Consider the following 24842-nt stretch of genomic DNA (forward strand, 5'->3'; position numbering starts at 1 on the left):
TGTGAGTGATCGCCAACCCGCCGAGCAGGGCACCGATGACACCATCCTGGACAGGGGTGTCGGCGAGCAAGACCACCTGCAGCGGCTGTGGACGCCGTACCGGATGACCTACCTGGCCGAGGCGCCGCTGAAGCGCGACCCCAACTCGTCGAGCAAGAGCGAGCAGCCGTTCACCGACATTCCGCACCTCGCCGACGAAGACGGCCTGGTGGTCGCCCGCGGCGAACTCGTCTACGCCGTGCTCAACCTGTACCCGTACAACCCCGGCCACCTGATGGTGGTGCCCTATCGGCGGGTCTCCGAACTCGAGGATCTGACCGACCCGGAAAGCGCGGAGCTGATGTCCTTCATTCAGAAGGCGATTCGCGTCATCAAGAACGTGTCCCGGCCGCACGGTTTCAACGTCGGCCTGAACCTGGGGACGTCGGCGGGTGGCTCGCTGGCCGAACACCTGCACGTGCACGTGGTGCCGCGCTGGGGTGGCGACGCGAATTTCATCACCATCATCGGCGGGTCCAAGGTGATCCCGCAATTGCTGCGCGAGACGCGTCAGCTGCTGGCCACGGAGTGGACGAAACAACCATGAGCTGCGCCGGCGACGATGCAGCGGGGGTACCACCCGCTTGCGGGGGACGAAGCGATGAGGCGGGGGCGCCTCCCGCTTGCGGGGGAGAGCGGCGCGCATGAGTAGAGTGCCGTTCCTGTCGCGGGCGGCGTTCGCGCGGCTGACCACTCCGACCGCACGGGCATGCCTGCGGCTGGGATTGACCCCCGACGTCGTCACCGTCCTGGGCACCATCGTCGCGGTGGCGGGGGCGCTGATCCTGTTCCCGATGGGCAAGCTGTTCATCGGCACGCTGGTGGTCTGGTTCTTCGTCCTCTTCGACATGCTCGACGGGGCGATGGCCCGGGAACGCGGCGGCGGCACCCGATTCGGCGCGGTGCTGGACGCCACCTGCGACCGGGTCAGCGACGGCGCGGTGTTCTGCGGGCTGCTGTGGTGGATCGTCTTCGGCCTGCACGACAAGCTGCTGGCGGTGGCGACGCTGATCTGCCTGGTCACCTCGCAGGTGATCTCCTACATCAAGGCCCGCGCGGAAGCCAGCGGGCTGCGCGGCGACGGGGGCCTGATCGAACGGCCGGAGCGGCTGATCATCGTGCTGGTCGGCGCGGGCGTGTCGGACTTTCCCTACGTCGCCTGGCCGCCCGCGCTGCCGGTCGCGATGTGGGTGCTGGCGCTGGCCAGCCTGCTCACCTGCGCGCAGCGGCTGCACGCGGTGCGCACCTCGCCGGGGGCGACCGACCGGCTGGTCGGATCGGACGGCCCGTGATTCCCACTCCGCCGGGCATGAAAACGCTTGGGGCGCAACGTCGGATGGCCCGCCAGCTGGCCAGCCGGACGGTGGGCCGCCTGACCGGCGGGATGGGCGCCGACTGGGCGTACGCCTCGGGGTGGATGGCGGTGCGGGCGATGCCGGAGTTCGCCGCGCGCAACGCCTTTGAGGCCGGGGCGCGCTATGCCGCGCGCGGCGGCGGCCCCGACCAGCTGCGCAAGAACCTGGCCCGCGTCATTGCTGTACCGCCCGAGGAGGTGCCGGACTCGCTGATGCGGGCCTCGCTGGCCTCCTACGCCCGCTACTGGCGCGAGGCGTTCCGGCTGCCGGGCATGGACCTGGTTGCGGTGGGCCGCGCGCTGCACGACTCGGTGCTGGGGCGAGAGAACATCGAGGCGGCGCTGGCCAGCGGCCGCGGCGCGGTGATCGCCTTGCCGCACAGCGGCAACTGGGACATGGCCGGGGTATGGCTGGCGCAGACCCACGGCACCTTCACCACCGTCGCCGAGCGCCTCAAACCCGAGTCGCTCTATCGGCGCTTCATCGCCTACCGCGAGGGCCTCGGCTTCGAGGTGCTGCCGCTGTCCGGGGGAGAGCGGCCGGCGTTCGACGTGTTGTGCGATCGGCTGCGGGCCAACCGGGTGGTGTGCCTGATGGCCGAGCGCGACCTGACCCGCACCGGCGTGCAGGTCGACTTCTTCGGTGAGCCCACCCGGATGCCGGCCGGGCCGGCGAAGCTCGCGATCGCGACCGGCGCGGCCCTGCTGCCGGCGCACTGCTGGTTCGAGGAGCGGGGCTGGGGCGTCGACATACAGTCGCCGCTGGATTGCACCGGCGGCGACGTCGGCGCCATCACCCAGGTGTTGGCCGATCATTTCGCCAAGAACATCGCCGCCCGTCCCGAGGACTGGCACATGATGCAGCCGCAGTGGCTGGCCGACCTCCCGGAAGCCAAGCAGGCCCGGCTAAAGGACACCTGATGCGGATCGGGATGGTCTGCCCCTACTCGTTCGACGTTCCGGGCGGGGTGCAGTCGCACGTCCTGCAACTGGCCGAGGTGATGCGCGCCCGGGGCCATGACGTCAGCGTGCTCGCGCCGTCCTCGCCGCACGCCGCGCTGCCCGACTACGTCGTCTCGGCCGGCAAGGCCGTCCCGATTCCCTACAACGGGTCCGTGGCCCGGCTGCGGTTCGGGCCGGCCACTCATCGCAAGGTCAAAAAGTGGCTCGCCGAAGGCGAATTCGACGTGTTGCACCTGCACGAGCCGAACGCACCGAGCCTGTCCATGCTGGCCCTCAACATCGCCGAGGGCCCGATCGTGGCGACGTTTCACACGTCGACCACCAAATCGCTGACGCTGACGGTGTTTCAGGGCATCCTGCGCCCGATGCACGAGAAGATCGTCGGCCGGATCGCGGTCTCCGACCTGGCGCGACGCTGGCAGATGGAGGCGCTGGGCACCGACGCGGTGGAGATCCCCAACGGCGTCGACGTCGCCTCGTTCGCCTCCGCCCCGCCCCTGGACGGCTACCCGCGCGCCGGCAAGACCGTGCTGTTCCTGGGCCGCTACGACGAACCGCGCAAGGGCATGTCGGTGCTGCTCGAGGCGCTGCCCGGGCTGGTCGAGCGGTTCGATGACGTGCAGCTGCTGGTCGTCGGCCGCGGCGACGAGGACCAATTGCGCGTCGCGGCAGGCGAATTCGTGGACCGCCTCCGCTTTCTGGGGCAGGTCGACGATGCCGGGAAGGCCTCGGCCATGCGCAGCGCGGACGTGTATTGCGCGCCCAACCTCGGCGGGGAGAGCTTCGGCATCGTCCTCGTCGAGGCGCTGGCCGCCGGGACGCCGGTGGTGGCCAGCGACCTGGACGCCTTCCGGCGCGTGCTGGCCAACGGTGACGTGGGCTGCCTGGTGCCCGTCGGCGACAGCGACGCGCTTGCCGATGCGCTGATCGCGGTGCTGGAGGATGATGTGCTGCGGGAACGATATGTGGCGGCCGGTTCGGCAGCTGTCCAGCGCTACGACTGGTCAGTGGTCGCCAGCCAGATCATGCGGGTGTACGAGACGGTCGCCGCGTCAGGCGCCAAGGTTGAGGTGGCCAGTTGATGACATGGCTGATTGTCGCCATCGCGGTCTTCGTCGCGGTGCTGGCGGTCGTCGGCGCCTGGGCCTACCGGACCGCCAACCGGCTGGACCGGCTGCACGTCCGCTACGACCTGTCCTGGCAGGCACTCGACGGCGCGCTGGCCCGGCGCGCGGTGGTGTCGCGCGCGGTCGCCATCGACGCCTACGGCGGCGCGTCCGAAGGGCGACGGCTGGCGGCGCTGGCCGACGCCGCCGAAGGCGCGCCCCGGCCCGCGCGGGAGAACGCCGAGAACGAGCTGTCGGCCGCGCTGGCCGTCGTCGATCCGGCGTCGCTGCCGGCCGGGCTGATCGCCGAGCTGGCCGACGCCGAGGCCCGGGTGGTGCTGGCCCGCCGCTTCCACAACGACGCGGTCCGCGACACCCTGGCCCTGGCCGAACGGCCCCTGGTGCGGCTCTTTCACCTGGGCGGCACCGCGGCGCTGCCGAGCTATTTCGAGATCGTCGAGCGACCACACGCGCTGGCCCACGGCGATCACGGCGTCCTCAACCACCGCACCTCGGCGCGCGTCGTGCTGCTCGACGAGACCGGCGCGGTGCTGCTGCTGTGCGGGTCGGACCCCGCGCTGGCCGAGCGGCACGCGCCGAAATGGTGGTTCACGGTGGGCGGCGAAGTTCAGCAAGGGGAGCGGCTGGCCGAGGCCGCCGCGCGGGAGCTGGCCGAGGAAACCGGCCTGCGGGTCGCGCCGGCCGAGATGATCGGGCCGGTCTGGCGCCGCGACGAGGTCTTCGAGTTCAACGGCTCGCTGATCGACAGCGAGGAGTTCTACTTCGTCTACCGCACCCGGCGGTTCGAGCCGTCGCGCACCGGACGAACCGAGCTGGAACGCAGCTACATCCACGGCCACCGCTGGTGTGACGCTGCTGACATCGCGCAGCTGGTGGCGGCGGGGGAGACGGTGTATCCCATGCAGCTATCCGGACTGCTCACCGACGCGGCCGCGCTGGCCGGCGGCCGCGCGCCCGGCCCGCTGCTGTCCATCCGCTGACTCCGCGTGGTGAACGCGGCCAAAGCGCCTCATTAGACTGGGTCGACAACGGTTGAAGGAGATCAAGCAGTGAGTACCGCCCACCCCCCGAACGGCAACGGGCGAACCGGGACGGCGCGCGTCAAGCGCGGCATGGCCGAGATGCTCAAGGGCGGCGTCATCATGGACGTCGTCACCCCCGAGCAGGCCAAGATCGCCGAGGCCGCCGGCGCCGTCGCCGTCATGGCGCTGGAACGGGTGCCCGCCGACATCCGCGCCCAGGGCGGGGTGTCGCGGATGAGCGACCCGGACATGATCGAGGGCATCATTGCCGCGGTGACCATCCCGGTGATGGCCAAGGCCCGCATCGGCCACTTCGTCGAGGCGCAGATCCTGCAGAGCCTCGGCGTGGACTACGTCGACGAGTCCGAGGTGCTCACCCCGGCCGACTACACCCACCACATCGACAAATGGAAGTTCACCGTGCCGTTCGTGTGCGGGGCGACCAACCTCGGTGAGGCGCTGCGGCGCATCAGCGAGGGCGCGGCCATGATCCGCTCCAAGGGTGAGGCCGGCACCGGCGACGTCTCCAACGCGACCACGCACATGCGGGCCATCGGCGGCGAGATCCGCCGCCTGACATCGCTGTCCGAAGACGAATTGTTCGTGGCCGCAAAGGAATTGCAGGCCCCCTACGACCTGGTCGTGGAGGTGGCCCGGGCGGGCAAGCTGCCGGTGACGCTGTTCACCGCGGGCGGCATCGCCACCCCGGCGGATGCGGCGATGATGATGCAGCTCGGCGCCGAGGGCGTGTTCGTGGGCTCGGGCATCTTCAAGTCCGGTGACCCCGCCGCGCGCGCTGCCGCGATCGTCAAGGCGACCACGTTCTACGACGACCCCGACGTGCTGGCCAAGGTGTCGCGCGGGTTGGGCGAGGCGATGGTCGGCATCAACGTCGAACAGATCGCGGAGCCGCACCGGCTGGCCGAACGCGGCTGGTAAAACTTCTCCGTGGCGATCGAAGAGATTCTTGATCTCGAGCAACTCGAGTTCAACATCTACCGGGGCAGCATCTTCAGCCCAGAGTCGGGATTTTTGCAGCGCACCTTCGGGGGGCATGTAGCCGGGCAGTCGCTGGTGTCGGCGGTGCGCACCGTCGACCCGCACTATCAGGTGCATTCGCTGCACGGGTACTTCCTGCGGCCCGGGGACGCCAAGGAGCGCACGGTCTTCATCGTCGAGCGCTCCCGCGACGGCGGGTCCTTCGCCACCCGGCGGGTGAACGCCATCCAGCACGGCGAAATCATCTTTTCCATGGGCGCCTCCTTCCATACCGACCAGGAGGGCATCCACCACCAGGACCCGATGCCGGCCGCGCCGCCGCCGGACGGGCTGCCGGGGCTGGACTCGATCAAGGTCTTCGACGACGCCGGATTCAAGCAGTTCGAGGAGTGGGACGTCTGCATCGTGCCGCGCGATCGGCTGCAGCTGTCGCCGGGCAAGGCTTCCCAGCAGCAGGTGTGGTTCCGCCATCGTGATCCGCTGCCGGACGACCCGGTGCTGCACATCTGCGCGCTGGCCTACATGAGCGACCTGACGCTGCTGGGATCGGCCCAGGTCACCCATCTCGACGTGCGCGAGCACCTGCAGGTGGCGTCGCTGGACCACGCGATGTGGTTCATGCGGGCGTTCCGGGCCGACGAATGGCTGCTCTACGACCAGAGCTCGCCGTCGGCCAGCGGCGGCCGCTCGCTGTGCCAGGGCAAGATCTTCACCCAGTCCGGTGAGATGGTCGCGGCGGTCATGCAGGAGGGGCTGACCCGCTTCAAGCGCGGATACCAGCCGACGTGAGCGCGCCGTGACCCATCCCAGGATCGGGGTGCTGGCGCTGCAGGGCGACACCCGCGAGCACCTGGCCGCCCTGGGCGAGGCCGGCGCCGAATCGATGCCGGTGCGGCGGCGCAGCGAGCTCGAGTCGGTCGACGGGTTGGTCATCCCCGGTGGCGAATCGACCACCATGAGCCATCTGCTGGGAGATCTCGGGCTGCTGGAGCCGTTGCGGGGCCTGCTGGCCGACGGGCTGCCCGCCTACGGCGCCTGCGCCGGGATGATCCTGCTGGCCAGCGAGATTCTGGACGCCGGCGCGGGCGGGCGCGAGGCGCTACCGCTGCGGGCGATCGATATGACGGTGCGGCGCAACGCTTTTGGACGACAGGTCGACTCGTTCGAGGGTGACATCCCGTTCGCTGGGCTCGACGATCCGGTGCGCGCGGTGTTCATCCGCGCCCCCTGGGTGGAGCGCACGGGCGACGGCGTCGAGGTGCTGGCCAGCGCGGCCGGACATGGCGTCGCGGTGCGGCAAGGACGCAACCTGGCGACGGCGTTTCACCCCGAGATGACCGGCGACCGGCGCATCCACCACCTGTTCGTCGACCTCGTCACCGGAGGTGACGATTGACCGCACCGGGGCCGCCGAGCGTCACGCAGGAGTGACGTCCGGTAACGACTGCCATGCTGGCGTGACGGTCGGCGCATCGGGCGTCCACGTAGACTCGTCTGGCCACAAAAACAAGAGGACTTTCAGATAGGACAGCGATGAGCGGCCATTCCAAGTGGGCCACCACCAAGCACCAGAAGGCCGTCAAAGACGCGCGCCGGGGCAAGGAGTTCGCCCGGCTGATCAAGAACATCGAGGTCGCCGCCCGCACCGGCGGCGGTGACCCGGCGGGCAACCCGACGCTCTACGACGCCATCCAGAAGGCGAAGAAGACCTCGGTGCCCAACGACAACATCGAGCGCGCCCGCAAGCGTGGGGCGGGCGAGGAAGCCGGCGGCGCCGACTACCAGACCATCATGTACGAGGGCTACGGGCCCAACGGCGTGGCGGTGCTCATCGAGTGTCTGACCGACAACCGCAACCGGGCCGCCGGCGAGGTCCGGGTCGCGGTCACCCGCAACGGCGGCAACATGGCCGATCCCGGCTCGGTGTCCTACCTGTTCACCCGCAAGGGCGTCGTCACGCTGGAGAAGAACGGCCTGACCGAGGACGACGTGCTGACCGCGGTGCTGGACGCCGGCGCCGAGGACGTCAACGACCTCGGCGACAGCTTCGAGATCATCTCCGAGCCGACCGACCTGGTCGCGGTACGCACCGCACTACAGGACGCCGGCATCGACTACGAGTCCGCGGAGGCCAGCTTCCAGCCGTCCGTCAGCGTGCCGGTCGACGTCGAGGGCGCGCGCAAGGTGTTCAAGCTCGTCGACGCCCTGGAGGACAGTGACGACGTGCAGAACGTCTGGACGAACGTCGACCTGTCCGACGAGGTGCTGGCCGCGCTCGACGAAGAATAGGCCTGCGGCGTCAGGGTACGATATCCCACCCCTGGCCTGGATCTCCATTGCACCAGCGGGTTGACACCCAGGTCCCCGGGTCGGGGCCGCCGAGGACGGCGAGGCAACCACCCAGGACGGCCGTGATCTGGCCGTTGGGCTGCACGTTCCACCGCTGGCTGTCCCAACAGGCCACGAGGTGCGCCGCCCCCGTGCCGTCGGAATTCAGGCATTGCCCGGGAAAGGCCGCGCTCTCGAGTCGCCCGATACCGCTGAGAGTCCAACGCTGCGAGTCCGCACCGTTGCACGGGTTGACCACCACCGGGGCCAGCCATCCCGATCCCGGGCCGTCCACACAGGCATCGCCTAACCGGCTTCTCAACTGGACCGGACCATCGGCACTTGCCCCACCAGCACCGAGCATCGCGAGACCGAACACTGTGCCCAACAGCACGAGGGCCCGGCGCGCCTCGCCCACCAACCGCGGTTTCTGCATTTCGGTTCGGTCCTTTCGTTCGCGGAGACGACACGCCGGCTCAGGGTGGCCACTTTTCGCGGGCCCGACCCCGGTTTTAGTCGTAGCCGTGCCGCATGTCCTCGACGATGCGCGGATTGTCCAGGGTCGACGGCTCCACCGGCCGCGGGCCGATGTCACCGGAGAAGACGCCGGCGGCGTCGAGCACCTGCTGATTGAGGAAACGCAGCGGCGGCGCATTCGCGGGCACCCTCGGTGCGGGGGCGGCGTCGCCGCGCTGGGCCAGGGCGAATCCCCAGTCCCCGAACGTGGGCACGTGCACGTGATACGGCGTGACGGCGTAGCCGGCGGCGCGGATCGTCGACACCGTGCGCCAGTACGCCGTCGGGGTGGAGAAGGGGCTGCCCGCCTGCACCGCCATCAGCCCACCGGGGGTCAGCGCCCGGGCGATCAGCGCGTAGAACTCCGCCGAGTACAACCGGCCCAGCACCGGTGTGTCGGGGTCGGGAAGGTCGACGATGACCGCGTCGAAGCGGTCCACGTTCGGCCGGCGTAACCAGTTCATCGCGTCCTCGGTCACCACGGCCACCCGCGGGTTGTCCAACGAACCGCCGTTGGCGTTGCGCAGCGTGGTGCGCGCGATGTCGATCACCGCGGGATCGAGCTCGACTTGCACGATCGTGGAAATGCCGGGCACACGCAGCAATTCGCGGGCCGCCAGACCGTCTCCGCCGCCGAGCACCAGCACCGATCGTGCGCCTTGGGAAACCCCGCCGAGGGCGGGGTAGACGAGGCTCTCGGTGTAGCGGTATTCGTCGCGGGTGGAGAACTGCAGCCCGCCGTCCAGATACAGCCGGGTGTCGTTGCCGCGGCGGGTCACCACGATCTCCTGATAGGCCGTGTGCCGGTAGGCGATGATCGGGTCCGCGTAAAGCCTTTGCCTGCTTGTGGTTTCGACGTCCGCCGAGCGCAACAGCAGGGTGGCCAGCAGCGCCGCGGCGGCGGCCAGCGCGCCCAGCGCCAACGCCAGCTGCCGTATCGAAACCACTTGGCGCAGAAGGAAAACCGCGACGACGGCCGCCGCGGCCAGGTTGATCATGCCGGTGGCCGCGGCGCCGCGGATCATCCCCAGTTGCGGCAGCAGCAGGAACGGCCAGACCAGCCCGCCCAGCAGCGCGCCCAGGTAGTCCGCGGCGTTGAGGTTGGCCAGCGTGCGGCCGGCATCGGCCGCCTGGTCTTCGTCGGGCCCTGTCCGCCCCCGGTGCAGCAGCGTCATCAGCAGCGGCACCTCGGCACCGACCAGGCCGCCGATCAGCGCGGTGCCCACCGCCAGCACCCACGTCGACCCGTCGGACCCGTCCAGGAACGCGAACGCCACGTACAGCGCCGCCGCCGACAGGCCGCCGACGATGCCCAGCAGCGCTTCGACGGCGATGAAGGTGATCGCGGCGTGCGCCAGCAGGGGTTTGACCACCAGGGCGCCCACGCCCAGCGCGGCGATGTAGCCCGCGACGATCAGCGACGTGGCGACGATGCCGCCGCCGTCTAGGCTCGCCGACAGCGTCAGCAGCGCGAGTTCGTAGATGATGCCGCACGCCGCGCAGGCCGCCACGGCGGCCAGCAACAGCGCCCGCCACCGCCCCGACGTCGCCGCGGGCCACATCGCCTCGGGCGCCCGCACCTCGCCCGCAGACCCGACCGCGCTCATGACACCGCCGCGGCGGTCACCCCTCCCACGGCGAGCAGTATCAGCGCCACCGCGAACGATCCCGGATGCAGCTCGGGCTCGTCGATGTGCTCGTGGAAACTGCCCGGGATCAGCAGGTGCATGGTCAACAGCGCGACGCCCAGCAGGATCACGCCCATCAACCCGTACACCGCCACGCCCACCAGGCCCTGGCCCAGCTGGCTGTAGCTGTTGGCGATCGCGGTGATGATCACGATCGTCAGCGCGATGTACATCGCGCCGGCGACCACCACCGCGTTGGGCCGGCGGTCGATGAACACCAGCTGGCGCAGCTTGCCCGGGGTCAGCACGTCGACCGCGTAAAACCCGACGAGCAGCACGGCCATGCCGACCGCGAAGTACAGGATGGTCGCGACCGCGCCCTTCAGCACGGGATTGAGGTCGACGGTGCCGATCTCGACGGCGAGATACATGGTGCTCTCCTTTGCGGTGGTGGGAGTCATTTGGTTCCGCCGGGGCCGCCGGGGGTGCCTCCGGCGCCGCCCGATGGGGATCCGGGGGAAAACCCGGGGCCGAGGAAGATGAAGGCGCCGTGGCTGTATCCGGCGCTCAGGGGTTCGACGCGGATGCTGCACGGGTAGCCGCCGTCGGGCCCGACGATCACGATGTTGTTGCTGTAGCGCAGGTACTCGGTTTTGCCGTTGTCGGCCCGCGCGTTGGGTTCGGCATAGTCGGCGAGCGCGTCGGCCACCTGGTCGGGGGACCCGCTGCACTGGTAGCGAGTCCCGTTCACGTCGCGGGCGTATTCGTGATAGTGCCCGGCGACGTATGACCCAATGTTTTTCTGCAACAAGATGATTCCGAAGATCAGGCACGCCAGGCCGGCCGCGCCCAGCACGCCGGCGATCACGAACAGGCGGTTGCGGCTCACGGGCGCCACCGGCTGGCCGTGTGGACCACCGTTCCGCCGTGCCGCCCCGGGTAGAGGTGCCAGGTCCGCCAGCGCCAGCCGGCGCCGTCGGCTTCGGCGGCCAGCACGGTCAGTGCGGCGTCGTCGCCGGGGAAGGTGCCGCCGAGCCAGCCCGCTCGGGCGCACCGGGCGCGCAGGTCCCGTGCGAGCCGGCGAAAGCTCGCCTCGTCGTGGGTGTCGGTGCGCGACCGCAGGCGGTAGCCGGGCGCGTCGGTGCGCTCGGGCAGGTCGGCCCCGAGATTACGCGCGGTGCAAGAGATTTCCTCCGAGAACGCCTGCTCCACCGCGACGACGTGTGAGGCCCCGAGCACCCCGAGCAGTAGCGCCGGGCCGCCGCCGGGGTGGTCGAGCCGGCAGCTGGCCAGCGGCGCGGGCACGGGTGCGTTGAGGGCCAGCCTCAGCCGTTCGCCGGATACATCGGCCGGGGTCACGGCGAGCTGATGAAGGGGCACCGACCTGACCTCTGCGCTACGCCGGGCTGGGTGGGGGCGCCGAATACACGGTGATCTCGCCCGGCGAGACGGACTTGCCCGTCGAGACCTCCCAGGGCATGTCCGGGGCCCAGCGCTCGAACGAGAGCAGCGCCGACTCGTCGGCGTTGGTGCAGTCGACGAACTCCATCTCGCCGCCGGCCGGCAGGCCGGTGGTGCCCTCGGTGGTGTAGGAGGCGCGGCCGCGTTCGGACTCGTGGAACATCACGCCGTCGACGACGTAGGGGTCGCCGGGCCGCAGCGGCACGTCCTTGCGGGTCACCCACAGCGCGAGTTCCAGGCGCCCGTCGTCCTCCTCGACGCTGAACCAGAGCGGCTGGTCGCCGCCCTCCAGCAGGTGCTCCCACCAGACGAACGGGCCTTCGCGGAAGGTGACCGAACCGCGCACGATGTAGTCGGTACCGCCGTAGCTGACGATGGCGCCGGGCCCGAGCTGGCGCGGCCCGAACTGGGGCATCGCGTCGGCGGCGAGCGGATCCGGGCGCCCGCCCCGCTGGGCCGGCTGCTTGGGCCGCCGCAAAGCCACCACCAACACCACGATGGACGCGATGAAGAGCACCACGGCGATCATGACCAGCAGAGATCCCACGCCAACCCCTTCGTTGCCACCTTGCTCGAGCGAACGTGGGCTAAAGCTAACAGCTTTTTCGCGGGTTCGGCGCCGTAACGTCGCGGCGGGAATCGGGGGTGGCGCCGCGTGTCCTACCCGGGCCCGTCGGCGCCGGCCGCTAGGGTATCGAACAGCTGTTCTACTAGGTGGGAGCGGGAATGCGGGTGATGGGCGTCGATCCCGGCCTGACCCGATGCGGTCTGTCGGTCGTCGAAAGCGGGCGCGGGCGCACGGTGGTGGCGCTGGACGTCGACGTGGTGCGCACCCCGTCGGACGCGCCGCTGGCCGAGCGGCTGCTGCGGATCAGCGACGCCGTCGAGCATTGGCTGGTCACCCACCAACCCGACGTCGTGGCGATCGAGCGGGTGTTCTCCCAACTGAACGTGTCGACGGTGATGGGCACCGCTCAGGCCGGCGGCGTGGTCGCGCTGGCGGCCGCCAAACGCGGCATCGACGTGCACTTCCACACCCCCAGCGAGGTCAAGGCCGCGGTCACCGGCAACGGCGCGGCCGACAAGGCGCAGGTCACCGCGATGGTCACCAGAATCCTTGCGCTGCAAGCCAAACCGTCGCCGGCCGACGCCGCCGACGCGCTGGCCCTGGCGATCTGTCACTGCTGGCGGGCCCCGATGATCGCCCGGATGGCCGCGGCCGAAGCGATGGCCGCCGAGCAGCGCGAGAAATACCGCGCCAAGTTGGGCGCCAAGCTGAAGGCCGCGCGATGATCGCCTCGGTGCGGGGCGAGGTCCTCGAGGTGGCGCTCGATCACGTGGTGATCGAGGCCGCCGGCGTCGGCTACCGGGTGAACGCGACCCCGTCGACCCTGTCCACGTTGCGGGCCGGGACCGAGGCGCGGCTGATCACCGCGATGATCGTGCGCGAGGACTCGATGACGTTGTACGGCTTCACCGACACCGATACCCGCGACCTGTTCCTGACGCTGCTGTCGGTGTCCGGGGTGGGGCCCCGGCTGGCGATGGCGACGCTGGCCGTGCACGACGCCGCGGCGCTGCGTCAGGCGCTGTACGACGGCGACGTCACCGCGCTCACCCGGGTGCCCGGCATCGGCAAGCGCAGCGCCGAACGGATGGTCCTGGAACTGCGCGACAAGGTCGGCGCCGCCGGGGCGGGCGGGGGAGCGTCGCCGGGTGCGGCGCTCAACGGCCACGCGGTCCGCGGGCCGGTGGTGGAGGCGTTGGTGGGGCTCGGGTTCGCCGTCAAGCAGGCCGAGGAAGCCACTGACAAGGTGCTGGCCGCCGAGCACGACGCCACCACCTCGGGCGCCCTGCGCGCCGCCCTGTCGTTGCTGGGCAAGGCCCGATGAGTCCGCACGACGTCGGCGACGACTACGCCGACCGGGAGGTCTCCGGCGCGCTGGCGTCCGGCGAGGGCGACATCGACGTCAGCCTGCGGCCGCGCTCGCTGCGCGAGTTCATCGGCCAGCCGCGGGTGCGCGAACAGCTGCAGCTGGTCATCGAGGGCGCCAAAAACCGTGGCGGCACACCGGATCACATCCTGTTGTCCGGTCCGCCGGGGCTGGGCAAGACGTCGCTGGCGATGATCATCGCCGCCGAGTTGGGGTCCTCGCTGCGGCTGACGTCCGGGCCCGCGCTGGAACGTGCCGGTGACTTGGCGGCCATGCTGTCCAACCTCGTCGAGCACGACGTGCTGTTCATCGACGAGATCCACCGCATCGCCCGGCCCGCCGAGGAGATGCTGTACCTGGCCATGGAGGACTTCCGGGTCGACGTGGTGGTCGGCAAGGGTCCCGGCGCGACGTCGATCCCCCTGGAAGTGGCGCCCTTCACCCTGGTCGGCGCCACCACCCGGTCCGGCGCGTTGACCGGCCCGCTGCGGGACCGGTTCGGTTTCACCGCGCACATGGACTTCTACGAGCCCGCCGAGCTGGAGCGGGTGCTGGCCCGCTCCGCCGGGATCCTGGGCATCGAGCTGGGCGGCGATGCGGCCGAGGAGATCGCCCGCCGTTCGCGCGGGACGCCGCGGATCGCCAACCGGCTGCTGCGCCGGGTTCGCGACTTCGCCGAGGTGCGCGCCGACGGCGTGATCACCCGCGATGTCGCCAAGGCCGCGCTGGCGGTGTACGACGTCGACGAGCTGGGCCTGGACCGGCTGGACCGGGCGGTGCTCTCGGCGCTGACCCGCAGCTTCGGCGGCGGCCCGGTCGGGGTGTCGACGCTGGCGGTGGCGGTGGGCGAGGAGGCCACCACCGTCGAGGAGGTGTGCGAGCCGTTTCTGGTCCGCGCCGGCATGGTCGCGCGGACCCCGCGGGGCCGGGTGGCCACCGCCCAGGCGTGGACGCACCTCGGCATGGCCCCGCCGGCCGGGGTCACCGGGCTGGGCCAACCCGGCCTGTTCGACTAGCGGCTGGTTCGGTGGCCGCCGGGCCGTTTCGCGGCCAAATCGTGACCTTTGCGCCCAGCGGCGTCCGGCCCTTCGCGCGGTCCGGCGTCCGGCCTGGTCAGACCCGCTAGACCGCCGCCGGTCAGGCGCCGGGCCATCCGCGTGCACCCCCGCTGCGACGGCCCCAGCAAACACGCGCGCGGCCGTCGACCGGTTACACCCCGGCATCGCCGGGTAACCAGGCTCACAGCAGCGATACCTGTTGAAGGAGGTTCCGATGAGGACCACGAGCGACGACTACGACCGACCCCGCGCGCTGTACATGCCACGCACCCGCGGCGCGCTAACCGGGCTACTGCTGATACTGCTGGGCGCGTGGGGCGCACTGGTGCCCTTCTTCGGGCCCAACGTCGACTGGGCGTACATGGCCGATCCGGCCTGGACGTGGACCACGGCCAAGGGCTGGCTGGAGGTGCTCCCCGGCGTCGCGACGGCGGTGGGCGGCCTGCTGGTGCTCATGTCCGGCAATCGGGCCAGCGCCGTGTTCGGCGGCTGGCTGGCGGTCGTCGGCGGCGCCTGGTTCGTGGTCGGCCGCGCGTTCGCGTCGACGCTCCGGATCGGCGATGCCGGCCAACCGGTGGCGGCGACGGACCTCAAACGCGCCCTGCTCGAGGTCACCTACTTCACCGGCCTGGGTGCGCTAATCGTGTTCCTGGGCGGCGCCGCGGTGGCGCGGCTGGCCGTGCGGCACGCGCGCGACGTCGTGGTGAGCCACCCGGCGCCGGTCGCGGGCGAGGCCGTGCCGGCCGCCGAACCGGCCATGTACGACGAGACCCGCGGCGCGGCGCCGGCGCGGACCGACGCCGTCGCGGCCGGACCGCAGCCCCGCGGACGCACCGGCGGCGGCCTGTTCCGCCGGCGCACCGGCGAAGGCGGTGGCCTGTTCCACCGGCACCACCACGCGGGCGCCTGACCCGCTGAGTCGGCAAGGCCCCGGTAGCCCTCGGCTACCGGGGCCTTGCCGCGTCAGGCTGGCCCGGTCAACCCCCGATCGGTAGAGTTCACCGGCGCCCGAACAGCGAGGAGGAGCGATGATCGCCGCCGGATTGGTGTTCGCCGCGCTGGCGGCGTTGCTGCACGTCTACATCTTTGTGATCGAATCGTTGACCTGGACCTCGCCGCGCACCCGCGCCACCTTCGGCACCACCGCGGCCGACGCCGAGACCACCAAGGCGCTGGCGTTCAACCAAGGCTTCTACAACCTTTTCCTGGCCATCGTCACCGGCGTGGGCATCGCCGCAGTCGCGTTGGGGCACAGGGGCATTGGTGCGGCGCTCGTCTTCGCCGGCGTCGGGTCGATGGCCGCGGCGGCGGTGGTGCTGGTCGCGTCGGCGCGCGACAAGGCCCGTGCCGCCGCGACGCAGGGCGCGTTTCCCGCGATCGCGATCGTGCTCCTGTTGCTCGGCCTTCACTAGTAACACCAGTCTCACCAGCCTCAAAAGCCCCCGGCTAGCGGTGGCTTTCGTTTGCCGCGTGGGTTAGTAGTGGAAGGCGCTGGGTAACCATCCCAGGCCGGAATCAGACCCGGTATTCAACGAGGGGATGTCATGAAATACGCACAAGACGGCCAAACCCGCGGGCTGAGTATGCCGCGTTCGCGAGGCGCGGTCAGCGGATTGCTCCTGGTCATTTTGGGAGCTTGGGGGGCGTTAATACCGTTTGTTGGTCCGCACTTTAATTTCGCCTATACACCGGACCGGGATTGGGCGTGGAGCTCCGCCCGGGGCTGGCTGGAAGTGGCGCCGGGCGCGGCCACCGTGCTCGGCGGCCTGTTGTTGATCGTCGCCGGAAACCGGGTCGCCGCCATGCTGGGCGGCTGGCTGGCCGTGCTGGCCGGCGCCTGGTTCGTCGTGGGCGGCCAGGTCGCCCCGCTGTTGGGAATCGGCTCCGCCGGTGACCCGATCGCGGCGACCGAACGCAAGCGCGCGGTGCTCGAGGTCACCTACTTCTCGGGCCTGGGCGCGCTGATCATCTTCGTGGGTGGGGTCGTGCTGGCCCGCACCGCCGTGCGCCTGGCCCGCGACGTACATCCGGTGGCGGCCGAACCCGCCGCGGCCCCCGGGGGCGTGGAGCCCTACCGGGATTCGGTTTACGAGCCCGCCGAGGTCTCCTCGGGCGCGCTGACCAAGCCGCGCGCCGCGGCGGACCCCGAGCCGAAGCGGGGCTGGCGCCGTAACCGCGCCGGCGCGGGGGCCGGCGCCAACGCCGCGTATCTGCGTTGGCCGCACCCGCAGCAGTAGTTCTGCGCCAATCAACAGCAATCGCCCAGTCCCGCAACGGGACTGGGCGATTGCTTGTTTGCCCTTAGAGCAGTCCGAGCAACTGCAGGTTGGTGATGTACTTGACGATCACCGGCGCCGTGACATGCGGAATGTCTTTGTCGGGGCCGATTTTCGCTTCCTGCACCGCCGCGCGGAACACATCGGTGGGCGCCATCGAGCCGTTGATCGGCTTTTCCGGCTTCTGGTAGTTGTGCAACAGCGGCAGCAGCGAGTACTGACGCTGCCGATCCGGCAGGGCCCGCAGCGACGTCTCGAACCGCCGCAGCCATTCGGAGTAGTCGGCGATGCGCTCGATCGAGTACCCGGCCTCGACCAGCCAGTCGACGTACTCGTCTAGACCGATGCCGTCGTCGTACGGGTTCATCACGTGGTAGGTCTGGAAGCCGGTGTCGCTGTCGGTGATCTGCGTCCCCAGCGTCGAGATCGCCGCGGCGATGAACTCGACCGGCAGGCCGTCGTAGTGCGCCCGCTGCCGGTTGCCGTCGGCGTCGAGTTCGTAGAACGAACCGGGCGCGATACCGGTGGCGACCAGGCTCAGCATCAGCCGGGTGAACATGTCGGGCAGGTTGAGCTGACCGGAGTAGGTGGTGTCGGCCAGGATCATGTCGCAGCGGAACACCGAGACGGGCAGACCGCACAGGTCGTGCGCCTCGCGCAGGAGCACCTCGCCGGCCCACTTGCTGTTGCCGTAGCCGTTGGCGTAGTTGTCGTTGATCGCCCGGGTGGCGCTGATCTGCCGGATGTCGGCGTCCTCGACGAACTCACCCGGCTTGATCTGGTCGCCCACGCCGATCGTCGACACGTAGGTGTACGGCTTCTGCTTGGAGGTCAACGCGATCCGGATCAGCTCCGCGGTGCCCAGCGCGTTGGGCCCGAACAGCTCGCTGTAGGGCAACACGTGGTTCACCAGGGCCGCCGGGTCGACGATGGTGTCGACCTCCTCGGCCAGTCGCTGCCAGGTTTGCTGGTCCAGGCCGAGGTTGGCCTCGCCCTTGTCGCCCGCGATCACCTCGAGGTGGTCGGCGGCCAGCTTCTGGTAGTGCGCCAGCAGCTTCGGGTCGCTTTCGGGAGAGCCCACGCCGAAGGTCTTGTCCAACCGGGCGCGCGCTTCGTCGTCGGAGCGGGCCCGCACCAGTGCGATGACCTTGCCGTCGACCATGTCCATCCGCTCGAGCCAGTCCAGCGCCAGGTAGCGGCCCAGGAATCCGGTCGCGCCGGTCAACAGCACCGTGCGCACCTCGGTCGCCGGCTTGGGCAGGCTCGGCGCGCCGGCCAGGACGGCCTCGTCGAGGAACTTGTCCAGCGTGAGGTCACTGGCGTGCACCGTGGTGGCGCCGCGTCCGTGCACGGCCGCGAACGTCGGCCGCTTGGAGCCCTGGCGCTCGGCCTCGATGTAGGCGGCGATGGCCGCCAGGTCGTTGGCCGGGCTGACGATCACACCCACCGGCACGTCGACGTCGAAGATCTCGCGCAGCAGGTTGCCGAATGTCAACGCGGACAACGAGTCTCCACCCAGATCGGTGAAGTGGGCGTCGGGTGACAGGTCGCCGGCCGTCGCGCCCAGCATGGCGGCCGCGGCGCGGCTGACGGTCTGCAGCACCGGCGCCTGGGCGCCGCTGCGGCGCAGTTCGGCCAGCTCGTTGGCCTGGCCGGCGGCCAGGTCGGCGTAGATCTGCTCGAGCCGTTCGCCGTAGTGCGCCTTGAGCTTCGGCCACGCCAGCTTGCGGATCCCGGTCAGCAGACCGTTTTCTAGGCTGAACGGGGTGGTCTCGATGATGAAGTCGCGCGGCACCTCGTAGGACTGCAGGCCGGTTTCTTTGGCGACCTTCTGCAGCGAGTCGGCGATCTTGGGCTTGAGCGACTCGATGTCATTGTCCGCCAACGCCTCTTCGGTCGGCACCACCACGGCCAGCAGGTAGGGCTGGGAGCTGTTGCCGTAGACGTAGATCTGGCGGATCAGCGGGCTGTTGCCGAACACCGCCTCGAGCTTGGCCAGCGTGACGAACTCACCCTGGGCGAGCTTGAGCACGTTGTTGCGTCGGTCGACGTACACCAGCCGGTCCGGGGCGATCTCGGCGAACACGTCACCGGTCCGGTAGTACCCGTCCTCGTCGAACACGTTCGCGGTGGTCTCGGCCCGCTTGTAGTAGCCGGGGAACATGTTCTCGGTCCGCAGCAACAGCTCACCGCGCGGGTGCGGGCGGTCGGTGCTGAAGTAGCCCAGGTCGGGAACGTCGACCAACTTGTAGTCGATCACCGGCGGACGCTGAATCTCCCCGTCGAACAACACCATTCCGGCCTCGGTCGAGCCGTAGCCGTCCATCAAGTGCATCTGCAGCAGCGACTCGGCCCACTTCTTCAGTTCCGGTGAGGTGGGTGCGGAGCCCGTCATCGCGAAGATGAACCGCCCGCCCAACAGGTACTGGCGCTGTTCCGCCAGCACCTCTTCCTCAACGGCCTCGCGATCGGCACCGTCGGCCAGCCGGCGCTCGACCTGGCGCTGGAATTCGCCGTACAGCGTTTCCCAGATCCGCGGGACGAAGTTCATCTCGGTGGGCCGCACCAGCTCGAGGTCCTCGAGCAGGGTGGACAGGTCGCTGCGGGCCGCGAAGTAGGCGGTGCCGCCGTTGCCCAACGTGCCGTAGAGGATCCCGCGGCCCATGACGTGGCTCATCGGCATGAAGTTGAGGGTGATCGACGCGGCGCTCTCGCCGAACCAGTTCTTGCTGCCGCGCCGCCACATCTTGCCGACGTTGCTCTGCGGGTACATCGCACCCTTCGGGGCGCCGGTGCTGCCGGAGGTGTAGATCAACAGCGCGAGCGAGTCCTCGTCGGTCTGCTGCTCGGGAACCGGGGGTTGGTGCTTGCCGCGCTCCAACACGTCGGCGAGCTTCTCGACCACCACATCGGTGCCGGCCAGCCGGGCCACGGCACTCTCCACGGCCTCGCGCTGGTCGTCGACCTCGGGCTGGTAGTCGAACACGACGAGCTTGCCGGGCACGTGGTCGCCGGCCAGGATCAGCTCCACGGCGTCGGGCAGCTGGTTGACGCTCGAGGCGATCAGGCTGGGCTCGGTCTCGGCGACGATCGGCTGCAGCGACGAGATCGCCGCGCTGGTCTGCAGCGGCACCGACACGGCACCGATGGTGCCCAGCGTGATGTCGATCGTGGCGTAGTCCACGCTGTTGAAGCCCAGCACGCAGACGCGGTCGCCGGGGCTCACCGAGTCGCTGGCCCAGGCGCGGCCGAGAGCCGAAACCCGTTCGCCCAGTTCGCCATACGTGATGGTCTCGAAGCGGGGGAGCAGCTCGGCGGTGGTGCGTCCGGTCTTGGCGTCCTTGACGAATTCCACGACGCGCTGCGCCAGTGCGGGCCGGTCGGCATAGCCGTCGAGCACGGTCCGGATGATCTGGGGCAGCCGCAGCCCCGGCTGCTCGGTGGCGGCGGTGATCGCCGGGTCCGGCCGGGCGGCGGCGAACTGGGGGTCGTTGGCAATGAGTTGCTCGATGCGGCGGTTGAGTTCTTCGTCGTGAATAGCAGTCGACATAACAGATCCCTTGCAAATGAAAGTTAGCGAGTCAAATTGCGCTGTCCGCGCTGACATATAGAACGTTAGCTAAAGTAAAGGTATTCCACCATGATCTGGCGTTTGTGGTGTTTGTGAGATTGCCCACGCGCGGTGGGAAGTCCCGGTCTACAGCTCGCGCAGCAAGCCGCCGAGGATGTCGATGCCCTCGGCCAGCAGCTCGTCGCTGATGGTCAGCGGGGGCAGCAGCCGGATGATGTTGCCCCACATTCCGCACGTCAACACGATCACGCCGGCGGCGGCGGCCGCGACGGTCAGCTTCTGGGTCAGTTCCTTGTCGGGCTCGGCGGTTCCCGACTTCACCAGTTCGATGGCGATCATGGCGCCCCGGCCGCGCACGTCGCCGATCCGGTCGTCGCCGGCCTGCAGACGCAACAGCGGCTCGGTGATCAGGCGTTCCAACCGCTGCGCGCGCTCGATCAAACCGTCGTTCTCGATCGTCTCGATGGTGGCCAACGCCGCCGCGCAAGCCAACGGGTTTCCGCCGAAGGTGCCACCCAAACCGCCGACCTGCGGGGCGTCCATGATCTGCGCCCGCCCGGTGACCGCCGACAGCGGCAGTCCGTCGGCGATGGCCTTGGCGGTGCAGATCAGGTCGGGTTCGATGCCCTCGTGCTCACACGCGAACATGGCGCCCGACCGCGCGAATCCGGTCTGCACCTCGTCGGCGATGAACACCACGTCGTTCTTGTGGCACCAGTCCAGCAGGGTGGGCAGGAAGCCCTCGGCCGGAACGATGAACCCGCCCTCGCCCTGGATCGGCTCGATGATGAGCGCGGCCAGGCTGTCGGCGCCGATCTGGCTCTCGATGATGTTGATGCTGCGCGCGGCGGCCTTCTCCCCGTCGGTGGCCAGTTCCTTGTCGACCAGGCCGTCCCGATAGGGGTAGGACAGCGGCGCACGGTAGATCTCCGGCGCGAACGGGCCGAAGCCGCCCTTGTAGGGCATCGACTTGGCGGTCAGCGCCAGGGCCAGGTTGGTTCGGCCGTGGTAGGCGTGGTTGAACGCCACCACGGCGGGCTTGCGGGTGTAGGCGCGCGCGACCTTGACGGCGTTCTCCACCGCCTCGGCGCCGGAGTTGAACAGCACCGAGCGCTTCTCGCCCGAACCCGGGGTGATGCGGTTGAGCGTCTCGGCGACGGCGACGTAGGACTCGTAGGGCGTCACCATGAAACAGGTGTGGGTGAACTCTTCGACCTGTGCGCGCACCGCTTCGACCACCCGGGGTGACGAGTTGCCGATCGTCGTCACCGCGATGCCGGAGCCCAGGTCGATCAGCCGGTTGCCGTCGACGTCCTCGATGATTCCGCCGCCGGCGCGGGCCACGAAAACCGGCACCGACACGTTCACCGCGTGCGACACCGCCGCGGCCCGGCGCTTGCTCAGTTCCAGCGATGCCGGACCGGGGATCTCGGTGACCAGCTGGCGGGTCTGCTCGAGGCTGGCCACCACAAAACTCCTCCCCGCGGCGCGCGTGTCACGTCGCATCAAAAGCCTATCGAGCTTGACCCCGGCGGGCACTGCGTGCACCGTGGCGGTCGGTCGCGACCCGTGGCCTGCCAGACTGAACGGGCACACTGGACCGTTACGAGGTGCGCGACGCACGAGTCCTACCGGCACCCAGCCGTAGTAATGCCCCGTATGCCGAAGAATATTTACGACGAAAGACAGGCGCGTCCATGCAGAGTCTGATCCTGTTCCTGCCGTTCCTGCTCATCATGGGCGGGTTCATGTACTTGGCATCGCGCCGTCAGAAGCGCGCGATGCAGGCCACCATCGACCTGCACGAGTCCTTGCGCCCGGGCGATCGGGTGCACACCACGTCTGGCCTGCAGGCCACCGTCGTCGCCATCACCGAGGACAACGTGGATCTGGAGATCTCCCCCGGGGTGGTGACCACCTGGATGAAGCTGGCGATCCGTGACCGGATCCTGCCCGACGACGACGAGGACCTGGCCGACGGCGACGACCCCGCCGACGAGGGCTCGATCAGCAAGGATTCCTGACGGCCGATCGCCACCCGGCGGACCGCTTGCGCAACCGGTAATCGAGGGCCACGTAGGCTCTCCTCCGGGGTAAGTAACCGATATTCGAGGAGATAGAAGGAACGTGGCATCGTCTTCGGCGCCGGTGCACCCTGCCCGCTACCTGTCGGTCTTCTTGTTATTGCTCGTCGGCGTCTACCTGTTGGTGTTCCTCACCGGGGACAAGCGAGCCGCTCCGAAGCTCGGTATCGACCTGCAGGGCGGCACCCGCGTCACGCTGACCGCGCGCACCCCGGACGGGTCGAAGCCCAGCCGTGAGGCGTTGGCGCAGGCCCAGCAGATCATCGGCGCCCGGGTCAACGGGCTCGGCGTCTCCGGTTCGGAGGTCGTGGTCGACGGCGACAACCTGATCATCACCGTCCCCGGAAACGACGGCAACGAGGCGCGCAACCTGGGCCAGACCGCCCGGCTCTACATCCGGCCGGTGCTCAACTCCATGCCGGCCCAGAGCGCGGAGCCCAAGCCGGCGCCGCGCCAGCCCGCGCCCGGCCAGCCCGCTCCGGGACAACCGGCGCCCGGCCAGCCCGCTCCGGGACAACCGGCGCCAGCACAGCCGGCTCCGGGACAACCGGCTCAGCCGGCTCCCGCGCACCCGGGTGCCCAGCCCCGGCCGTATCCGCAGGACCCGCCCCCGACTCCCAGCCCGGCACCCAGCCCCGCGCCAGCGCCAGCGCCCGGGGCACCCGCACCGGCGCCCGCGCCCGGGGGTCCCGCGGCCGAGGCGCCGCCCGGGGAACAACCCGCGCCGCCCGACCCGCGCAAGGAACTCGCCGACCGCATCGCCGACGAGAAGAAGTGGCGCCAGAGCACGCGTCAGGGCATCCAGTTCCTGGCCCTGCAATTCCAGGCGACGCGCTGCGACAAGGAAGACATCCTGGCCGGCAACGACGATCCCGCCCAGCCGTTGATCACCTGCTCCACCGACCACAAGGTCGCCTACCTGCTGGGGCCGTCGATCATCAGCGGTGACCAGATCCAGGACGCCAGCGCCAGCCAGAACCAGCGCGGCATCGGCTACGTTGTCGACCTGCAGTTCAAGTCCGCCGCGGCGAACACCTGGGCCGACTTCACCGCCGCCCACATCGGCACCCAGACCGCCTTCACGCTGGACTCGCAGGTGGTCAGCGCGCCGATGATCCAGGAGGCGATCCCCGGCGGCCGCACCCAGATCAGCGGTGGCGATCCGCCGTTCACCGCCGCGACGGCCAAGCAGCTGGCCAACGTCCTCAAATACGGCTCACTGCCGCTGTCCTTCGAGGCCTCGGAGGCCCAAACCGTCTCGGCGACACTGGGATTGACCTCGCTGCGGGCGGGCCTGATCGCGGGCGCCATCGGCCTGATCCTGGTGCTGGTGTACTCGCTGCTCTACTACCGGGTGCTGGGACTGCTCACCGCCCTGTCGCTGGGCGCTTCCGGCGCAATGATTTTCGCGATCCTGGTGATCCTGGGTCGCCAGATCAACTACACCCTGGATCTGGCGGGCATCGCGGGTCTGATCATCGGTATCGGTACCACCGCCGACTCGTTCGTCGTCTTCTTCGAACGCATCAAAGACGAGATCCGCGAAGGCCGTTCGTTCCGGTCCGCGGTGCCCCGAGGCTGGGTGCGGGCCCGCAAGACCATCGTGTCGGGTAACGCCGTCACCTTCCTGGCCGCCGCGGTGCTCTACGCCCTGGCGATCGGCCAGGTGCGCGGCTTCGCCTTCACGTTGGGCCTCACCACCGTCCTCGACATCGTGGTGGTGTTCCTGGTGACCTGGCCGCTGGTGTACCTGGCGTCCAAGTCCCCGACGCTGGCAAAGCCGGCCTACAACGGCCTGGGCGCCGTTCAGCAGGTGGCCCGCGAACGCCGGGCTTCGGCGCAGGTCAAGACGGGACGGGGATAGCGCATGACTTCCTCCAAAGCCTCCAAGAACGCAACCGAGCTCACCGAAGCCTCCGAGGGCGCCACCGAGTTGACCGACGGCGCCCCGCACCACGGGTTCCTGTCGCGCCTGTACACCGGCACCGGCGCCTTCGAGGTGGTCGGGCGGCGCCGGCTGTGGTTCGGCATCAGCGGCGCGATCGTCGCGGTCGCCATCCTGTCGATCCTGCTGCGGGGCTTCACCTTCGGCATCGACTTCAACGGCGGCACGACGGTGTCGATGCCGGCCGCCGGGAAGACGGGCACCGTGCAGACCTCGCAGGTCTCGGAGGTGTTCCACCAGGCCCTCGGCAAGGATCCGGAATCGGTGGTGGTCGTCGGCAACGGCGCCGGCGCGACCGTGCAGATTCGCTCGGAGACGCTGACCAACGATCAGACGACCAAGCTGCGCAACGCCCTCTTCGATGCGTTCGGACCCAAGGGCGCCGACGGCAAGCCCAGCAAGCAGGCGATCAGCGACGCGGCGGTCTCCGAGACGTGGGGTGATCAGATCACCGACAAGGCGCTGATCGCGCTGGCCGTGTTCTTGGTGCTGGTCGGCGTCTACATCATGGTGCGCTACGAGCGGTACATGGCCATC

25 protein-coding genes and 2 pseudogenes are annotated in these 24842 nt (G+C 69.7%); 19 read left to right on the forward strand and 8 right to left on the reverse strand.

Annotated elements, in window-relative coordinates:
- Position 1 precedes the first annotated feature (1 nt).
- The 10 genes and pseudogenes from A5646_RS23715 (at position 2) to A5646_RS23755 (ending at position 7793) form a co-directional block, all read left to right on the forward strand.
- Positions 2 to 586 carry an HIT domain-containing protein gene (locus tag A5646_RS23715; protein ID WP_066863818.1) on the forward strand — a complete coding sequence of 195 codons (585 nt, stop codon included), beginning with the start codon at positions 2 to 4 and terminating at the stop codon, positions 584 to 586.
- Positions 583 to 682, forward strand: a pseudogene (locus A5646_RS30505) (hypothetical protein); the annotation flags it as partial. The gene A5646_RS23715 and the pseudogene A5646_RS30505, both read left to right, overlap by 4 nt.
- Before the next feature lies 1 nt (position 683).
- Complete coding sequence (gene pgsA, locus A5646_RS23720) at positions 684 to 1331, forward strand: phosphatidylinositol phosphate synthase (RefSeq protein ID WP_066863819.1); 648 nt, start codon at positions 684 to 686, stop codon at positions 1329 to 1331.
- Positions 1332 to 1375: 44 nt separating this feature from the next.
- The gene (locus A5646_RS23725) at positions 1376 to 2314 is read left to right on the forward strand and encodes a phosphatidylinositol mannoside acyltransferase (protein WP_156748900.1); all 939 of its coding nucleotides are present in this window, start codon (positions 1376 to 1378) and stop codon (positions 2312 to 2314) included.
- A complete protein-coding gene (locus A5646_RS23730) occupies positions 2314 to 3438 on the forward strand; it encodes a glycosyltransferase family 4 protein (protein WP_067024629.1) in 1125 nt (374 codons plus the stop codon). Before A5646_RS23725 ends, A5646_RS23730 begins: the two co-directional genes overlap by 1 nt.
- On the forward strand, positions 3438 to 4463 hold the full coding sequence (locus tag A5646_RS23735) for an NUDIX domain-containing protein (protein WP_066863828.1): 1026 nt from the start codon (positions 3438 to 3440) through the stop codon (positions 4461 to 4463). Before A5646_RS23730 ends, A5646_RS23735 begins: the two co-directional genes overlap by 1 nt.
- A 69-nt stretch (positions 4464 to 4532) precedes the next feature.
- Positions 4533 to 5444, forward strand: a complete 912-nt coding sequence (pdxS, locus tag A5646_RS23740; RefSeq protein ID WP_066863831.1) for a pyridoxal 5'-phosphate synthase lyase subunit PdxS — start codon at positions 4533 to 4535, stop codon at positions 5442 to 5444.
- A gap of 9 nt (positions 5445 to 5453) precedes the next feature.
- The gene (tesB, locus tag A5646_RS23745) at positions 5454 to 6293 is read left to right on the forward strand and encodes an acyl-CoA thioesterase II (RefSeq protein ID WP_066863834.1); all 840 of its coding nucleotides are present in this window, start codon (positions 5454 to 5456) and stop codon (positions 6291 to 6293) included.
- Positions 6294 to 6300: 7 nt separating this feature from the next.
- The gene (gene pdxT, locus A5646_RS23750; protein ID WP_066863837.1) at positions 6301 to 6900 is read left to right on the forward strand and encodes a pyridoxal 5'-phosphate synthase glutaminase subunit PdxT; all 600 of its coding nucleotides are present in this window, start codon (positions 6301 to 6303) and stop codon (positions 6898 to 6900) included.
- A 137-nt stretch (positions 6901 to 7037) separates the two neighbouring features.
- A complete protein-coding gene (locus A5646_RS23755) occupies positions 7038 to 7793 on the forward strand; it encodes a YebC/PmpR family DNA-binding transcriptional regulator (RefSeq protein WP_066863840.1) in 756 nt (251 codons plus the stop codon).
- Positions 7794 to 7803: 10 nt separating this feature from the next.
- On the opposite strand, the gene A5646_RS23760 is transcribed toward A5646_RS23755, so the two are convergent.
- From A5646_RS23760 to A5646_RS23785, 6 genes are all read right to left on the reverse strand, one after another.
- The gene (locus A5646_RS23760; protein WP_066863843.1) at positions 7804 to 8268 is read right to left on the reverse strand and encodes an RICIN domain-containing protein; all 465 of its coding nucleotides are present in this window, start codon (positions 8266 to 8268) and stop codon (positions 7804 to 7806) included.
- A 76-nt stretch (positions 8269 to 8344) separates the two neighbouring features.
- Complete coding sequence (locus tag A5646_RS23765) at positions 8345 to 9910, reverse strand: polyamine aminopropyltransferase (protein WP_369806986.1); 1566 nt, start codon at positions 9908 to 9910, stop codon at positions 8345 to 8347.
- A 41-nt stretch (positions 9911 to 9951) separates the two neighbouring features.
- On the reverse strand, positions 9952 to 10407 hold the full coding sequence (locus tag A5646_RS23770; protein ID WP_066863848.1) for a DUF350 domain-containing protein: 456 nt from the start codon (positions 10405 to 10407) through the stop codon (positions 9952 to 9954).
- 26 nt (positions 10408 to 10433) lie between these two features.
- Complete coding sequence (locus A5646_RS23775; RefSeq protein ID WP_066882213.1) at positions 10434 to 10865, reverse strand: DUF4247 domain-containing protein; 432 nt, start codon at positions 10863 to 10865, stop codon at positions 10434 to 10436.
- On the reverse strand, positions 10862 to 11356 hold the full coding sequence (locus A5646_RS23780; protein WP_067024635.1) for a DUF2617 family protein: 495 nt from the start codon (positions 11354 to 11356) through the stop codon (positions 10862 to 10864). The genes A5646_RS23775 and A5646_RS23780 overlap by 4 nt, the downstream gene beginning before the upstream one ends.
- A 16-nt stretch (positions 11357 to 11372) precedes the next feature.
- A complete protein-coding gene (locus tag A5646_RS23785) occupies positions 11373 to 11984 on the reverse strand; it encodes a DUF4178 domain-containing protein (RefSeq protein WP_066863852.1) in 612 nt (203 codons plus the stop codon).
- A gap of 179 nt (positions 11985 to 12163) precedes the next feature.
- Here A5646_RS23785 and ruvC point away from each other — a divergent pair, with 179 nt between their 5' ends.
- The 6 genes from ruvC (at position 12164) to A5646_RS23815 (ending at position 16666) form a co-directional block, all read left to right on the forward strand.
- Complete coding sequence (gene ruvC / locus A5646_RS23790) at positions 12164 to 12730, forward strand: crossover junction endodeoxyribonuclease RuvC (RefSeq protein ID WP_067024638.1); 567 nt, start codon at positions 12164 to 12166, stop codon at positions 12728 to 12730.
- Positions 12727 to 13329 carry a Holliday junction branch migration protein RuvA gene (ruvA, locus tag A5646_RS23795; protein WP_067024645.1) on the forward strand — a complete coding sequence of 201 codons (603 nt, stop codon included), beginning with the start codon at positions 12727 to 12729 and terminating at the stop codon, positions 13327 to 13329. The genes ruvC and ruvA overlap by 4 nt, the downstream gene beginning before the upstream one ends.
- A complete protein-coding gene (ruvB, locus tag A5646_RS23800) occupies positions 13326 to 14387 on the forward strand; it encodes a Holliday junction branch migration DNA helicase RuvB (protein WP_066863860.1) in 1062 nt (353 codons plus the stop codon). The genes ruvA and ruvB overlap by 4 nt, the downstream gene beginning before the upstream one ends.
- Before the next feature lie 256 nt (positions 14388 to 14643).
- Positions 14644 to 15339, forward strand: coding sequence for a hypothetical protein (locus A5646_RS23805; protein WP_067024648.1), 696 nt, complete (start codon positions 14644 to 14646; stop codon positions 15337 to 15339).
- A 118-nt stretch (positions 15340 to 15457) separates the two neighbouring features.
- Complete coding sequence (locus tag A5646_RS23810; protein ID WP_067024650.1) at positions 15458 to 15841, forward strand: DUF1304 domain-containing protein; 384 nt, start codon at positions 15458 to 15460, stop codon at positions 15839 to 15841.
- Between the two features lie 132 nt (positions 15842 to 15973).
- Positions 15974 to 16666, forward strand: a complete 693-nt coding sequence (locus A5646_RS23815) for a hypothetical protein (RefSeq protein ID WP_066863865.1) — start codon at positions 15974 to 15976, stop codon at positions 16664 to 16666.
- Between the two features lie 64 nt (positions 16667 to 16730).
- Here the strand turns inward: A5646_RS23815 and car are convergent, their stop codons facing one another.
- Both car and gabT read right to left on the reverse strand, forming a co-directional pair.
- Positions 16731 to 20255, reverse strand: a complete 3525-nt coding sequence (car, locus tag A5646_RS23820; RefSeq protein ID WP_067024653.1) for a carboxylic acid reductase — start codon at positions 20253 to 20255, stop codon at positions 16731 to 16733.
- 147 nt (positions 20256 to 20402) lie between these two features.
- A complete protein-coding gene (gene gabT, locus A5646_RS23825; RefSeq protein ID WP_066882211.1) occupies positions 20403 to 21743 on the reverse strand; it encodes a 4-aminobutyrate--2-oxoglutarate transaminase in 1341 nt (446 codons plus the stop codon).
- 230 nt (positions 21744 to 21973) lie between these two features.
- Here gabT and yajC point away from each other — a divergent pair, with 230 nt between their 5' ends.
- The 3 genes and pseudogenes from yajC to A5646_RS23840 form a co-directional block, all read left to right on the forward strand.
- The gene (gene yajC / locus A5646_RS23830) at positions 21974 to 22300 is read left to right on the forward strand and encodes a preprotein translocase subunit YajC (RefSeq protein WP_066863870.1); all 327 of its coding nucleotides are present in this window, start codon (positions 21974 to 21976) and stop codon (positions 22298 to 22300) included.
- A 103-nt stretch (positions 22301 to 22403) separates the two neighbouring features.
- The gene (gene secD, locus A5646_RS23835; RefSeq protein ID WP_067024656.1) at positions 22404 to 24224 is read left to right on the forward strand and encodes a protein translocase subunit SecD; all 1821 of its coding nucleotides are present in this window, start codon (positions 22404 to 22406) and stop codon (positions 24222 to 24224) included.
- Positions 24225 to 24227: 3 nt separating this feature from the next.
- Positions 24228 to 24842: pseudogene (locus A5646_RS23840) on the forward strand (protein translocase subunit SecF); the annotation flags it as partial.

The sequence above is a fragment of the Mycobacterium sp. 1245499.0 genome (assembly GCF_001673615.1).
GTDB classification, from domain to species: domain Bacteria; phylum Actinomycetota; class Actinomycetes; order Mycobacteriales; family Mycobacteriaceae; genus Mycobacterium; species Mycobacterium europaeum_A.

Coding starts and splice junctions, on each gene's coding strand:
- A5646_RS23805 (WP_067024648.1), top strand. CDS start 14,644: ATGAGGACCACGAGCGACGACTACGACCGACCCCGCGCGCTGTACATG.
- A5646_RS23760 (WP_066863843.1), bottom strand. CDS start 8,268: ATGCAGAAACCGCGGTTGGTGGGCGAGGCGCGCCGGGCCCTCGTGCTG.
- A5646_RS23755 (WP_066863840.1), top strand. CDS start 7,038: ATGAGCGGCCATTCCAAGTGGGCCACCACCAAGCACCAGAAGGCCGTC.
- A5646_RS23810 (WP_067024650.1), top strand. CDS start 15,458: ATGATCGCCGCCGGATTGGTGTTCGCCGCGCTGGCGGCGTTGCTGCAC.
- pgsA (WP_066863819.1), top strand. CDS start 684: ATGAGTAGAGTGCCGTTCCTGTCGCGGGCGGCGTTCGCGCGGCTGACC.
- ruvA (WP_067024645.1), top strand. CDS start 12,727: ATGATCGCCTCGGTGCGGGGCGAGGTCCTCGAGGTGGCGCTCGATCAC.
- car (WP_067024653.1), bottom strand. CDS start 20,255: ATGTCGACTGCTATTCACGACGAAGAACTCAACCGCCGCATCGAGCAA.
- A5646_RS23725 (WP_156748900.1), top strand. CDS start 1,376: ATGGCCCGCCAGCTGGCCAGCCGGACGGTGGGCCGCCTGACCGGCGGG.
- ruvB (WP_066863860.1), top strand. CDS start 13,326: ATGAGTCCGCACGACGTCGGCGACGACTACGCCGACCGGGAGGTCTCC.
- A5646_RS23730 (WP_067024629.1), top strand. CDS start 2,314: ATGCGGATCGGGATGGTCTGCCCCTACTCGTTCGACGTTCCGGGCGGG.
- A5646_RS23770 (WP_066863848.1), bottom strand. CDS start 10,407: ATGTATCTCGCCGTCGAGATCGGCACCGTCGACCTCAATCCCGTGCTG.
- A5646_RS23815 (WP_066863865.1), top strand. CDS start 15,974: ATGAAATACGCACAAGACGGCCAAACCCGCGGGCTGAGTATGCCGCGT.
- ruvC (WP_067024638.1), top strand. CDS start 12,164: ATGCGGGTGATGGGCGTCGATCCCGGCCTGACCCGATGCGGTCTGTCG.
- yajC (WP_066863870.1), top strand. CDS start 21,974: ATGCAGAGTCTGATCCTGTTCCTGCCGTTCCTGCTCATCATGGGCGGG.
- A5646_RS23765 (WP_369806986.1), bottom strand. CDS start 9,910: ATGTGGCCCGCGGCGACGTCGGGGCGGTGGCGGGCGCTGTTGCTGGCC.
- A5646_RS23735 (WP_066863828.1), top strand. CDS start 3,438: ATGACATGGCTGATTGTCGCCATCGCGGTCTTCGTCGCGGTGCTGGCG.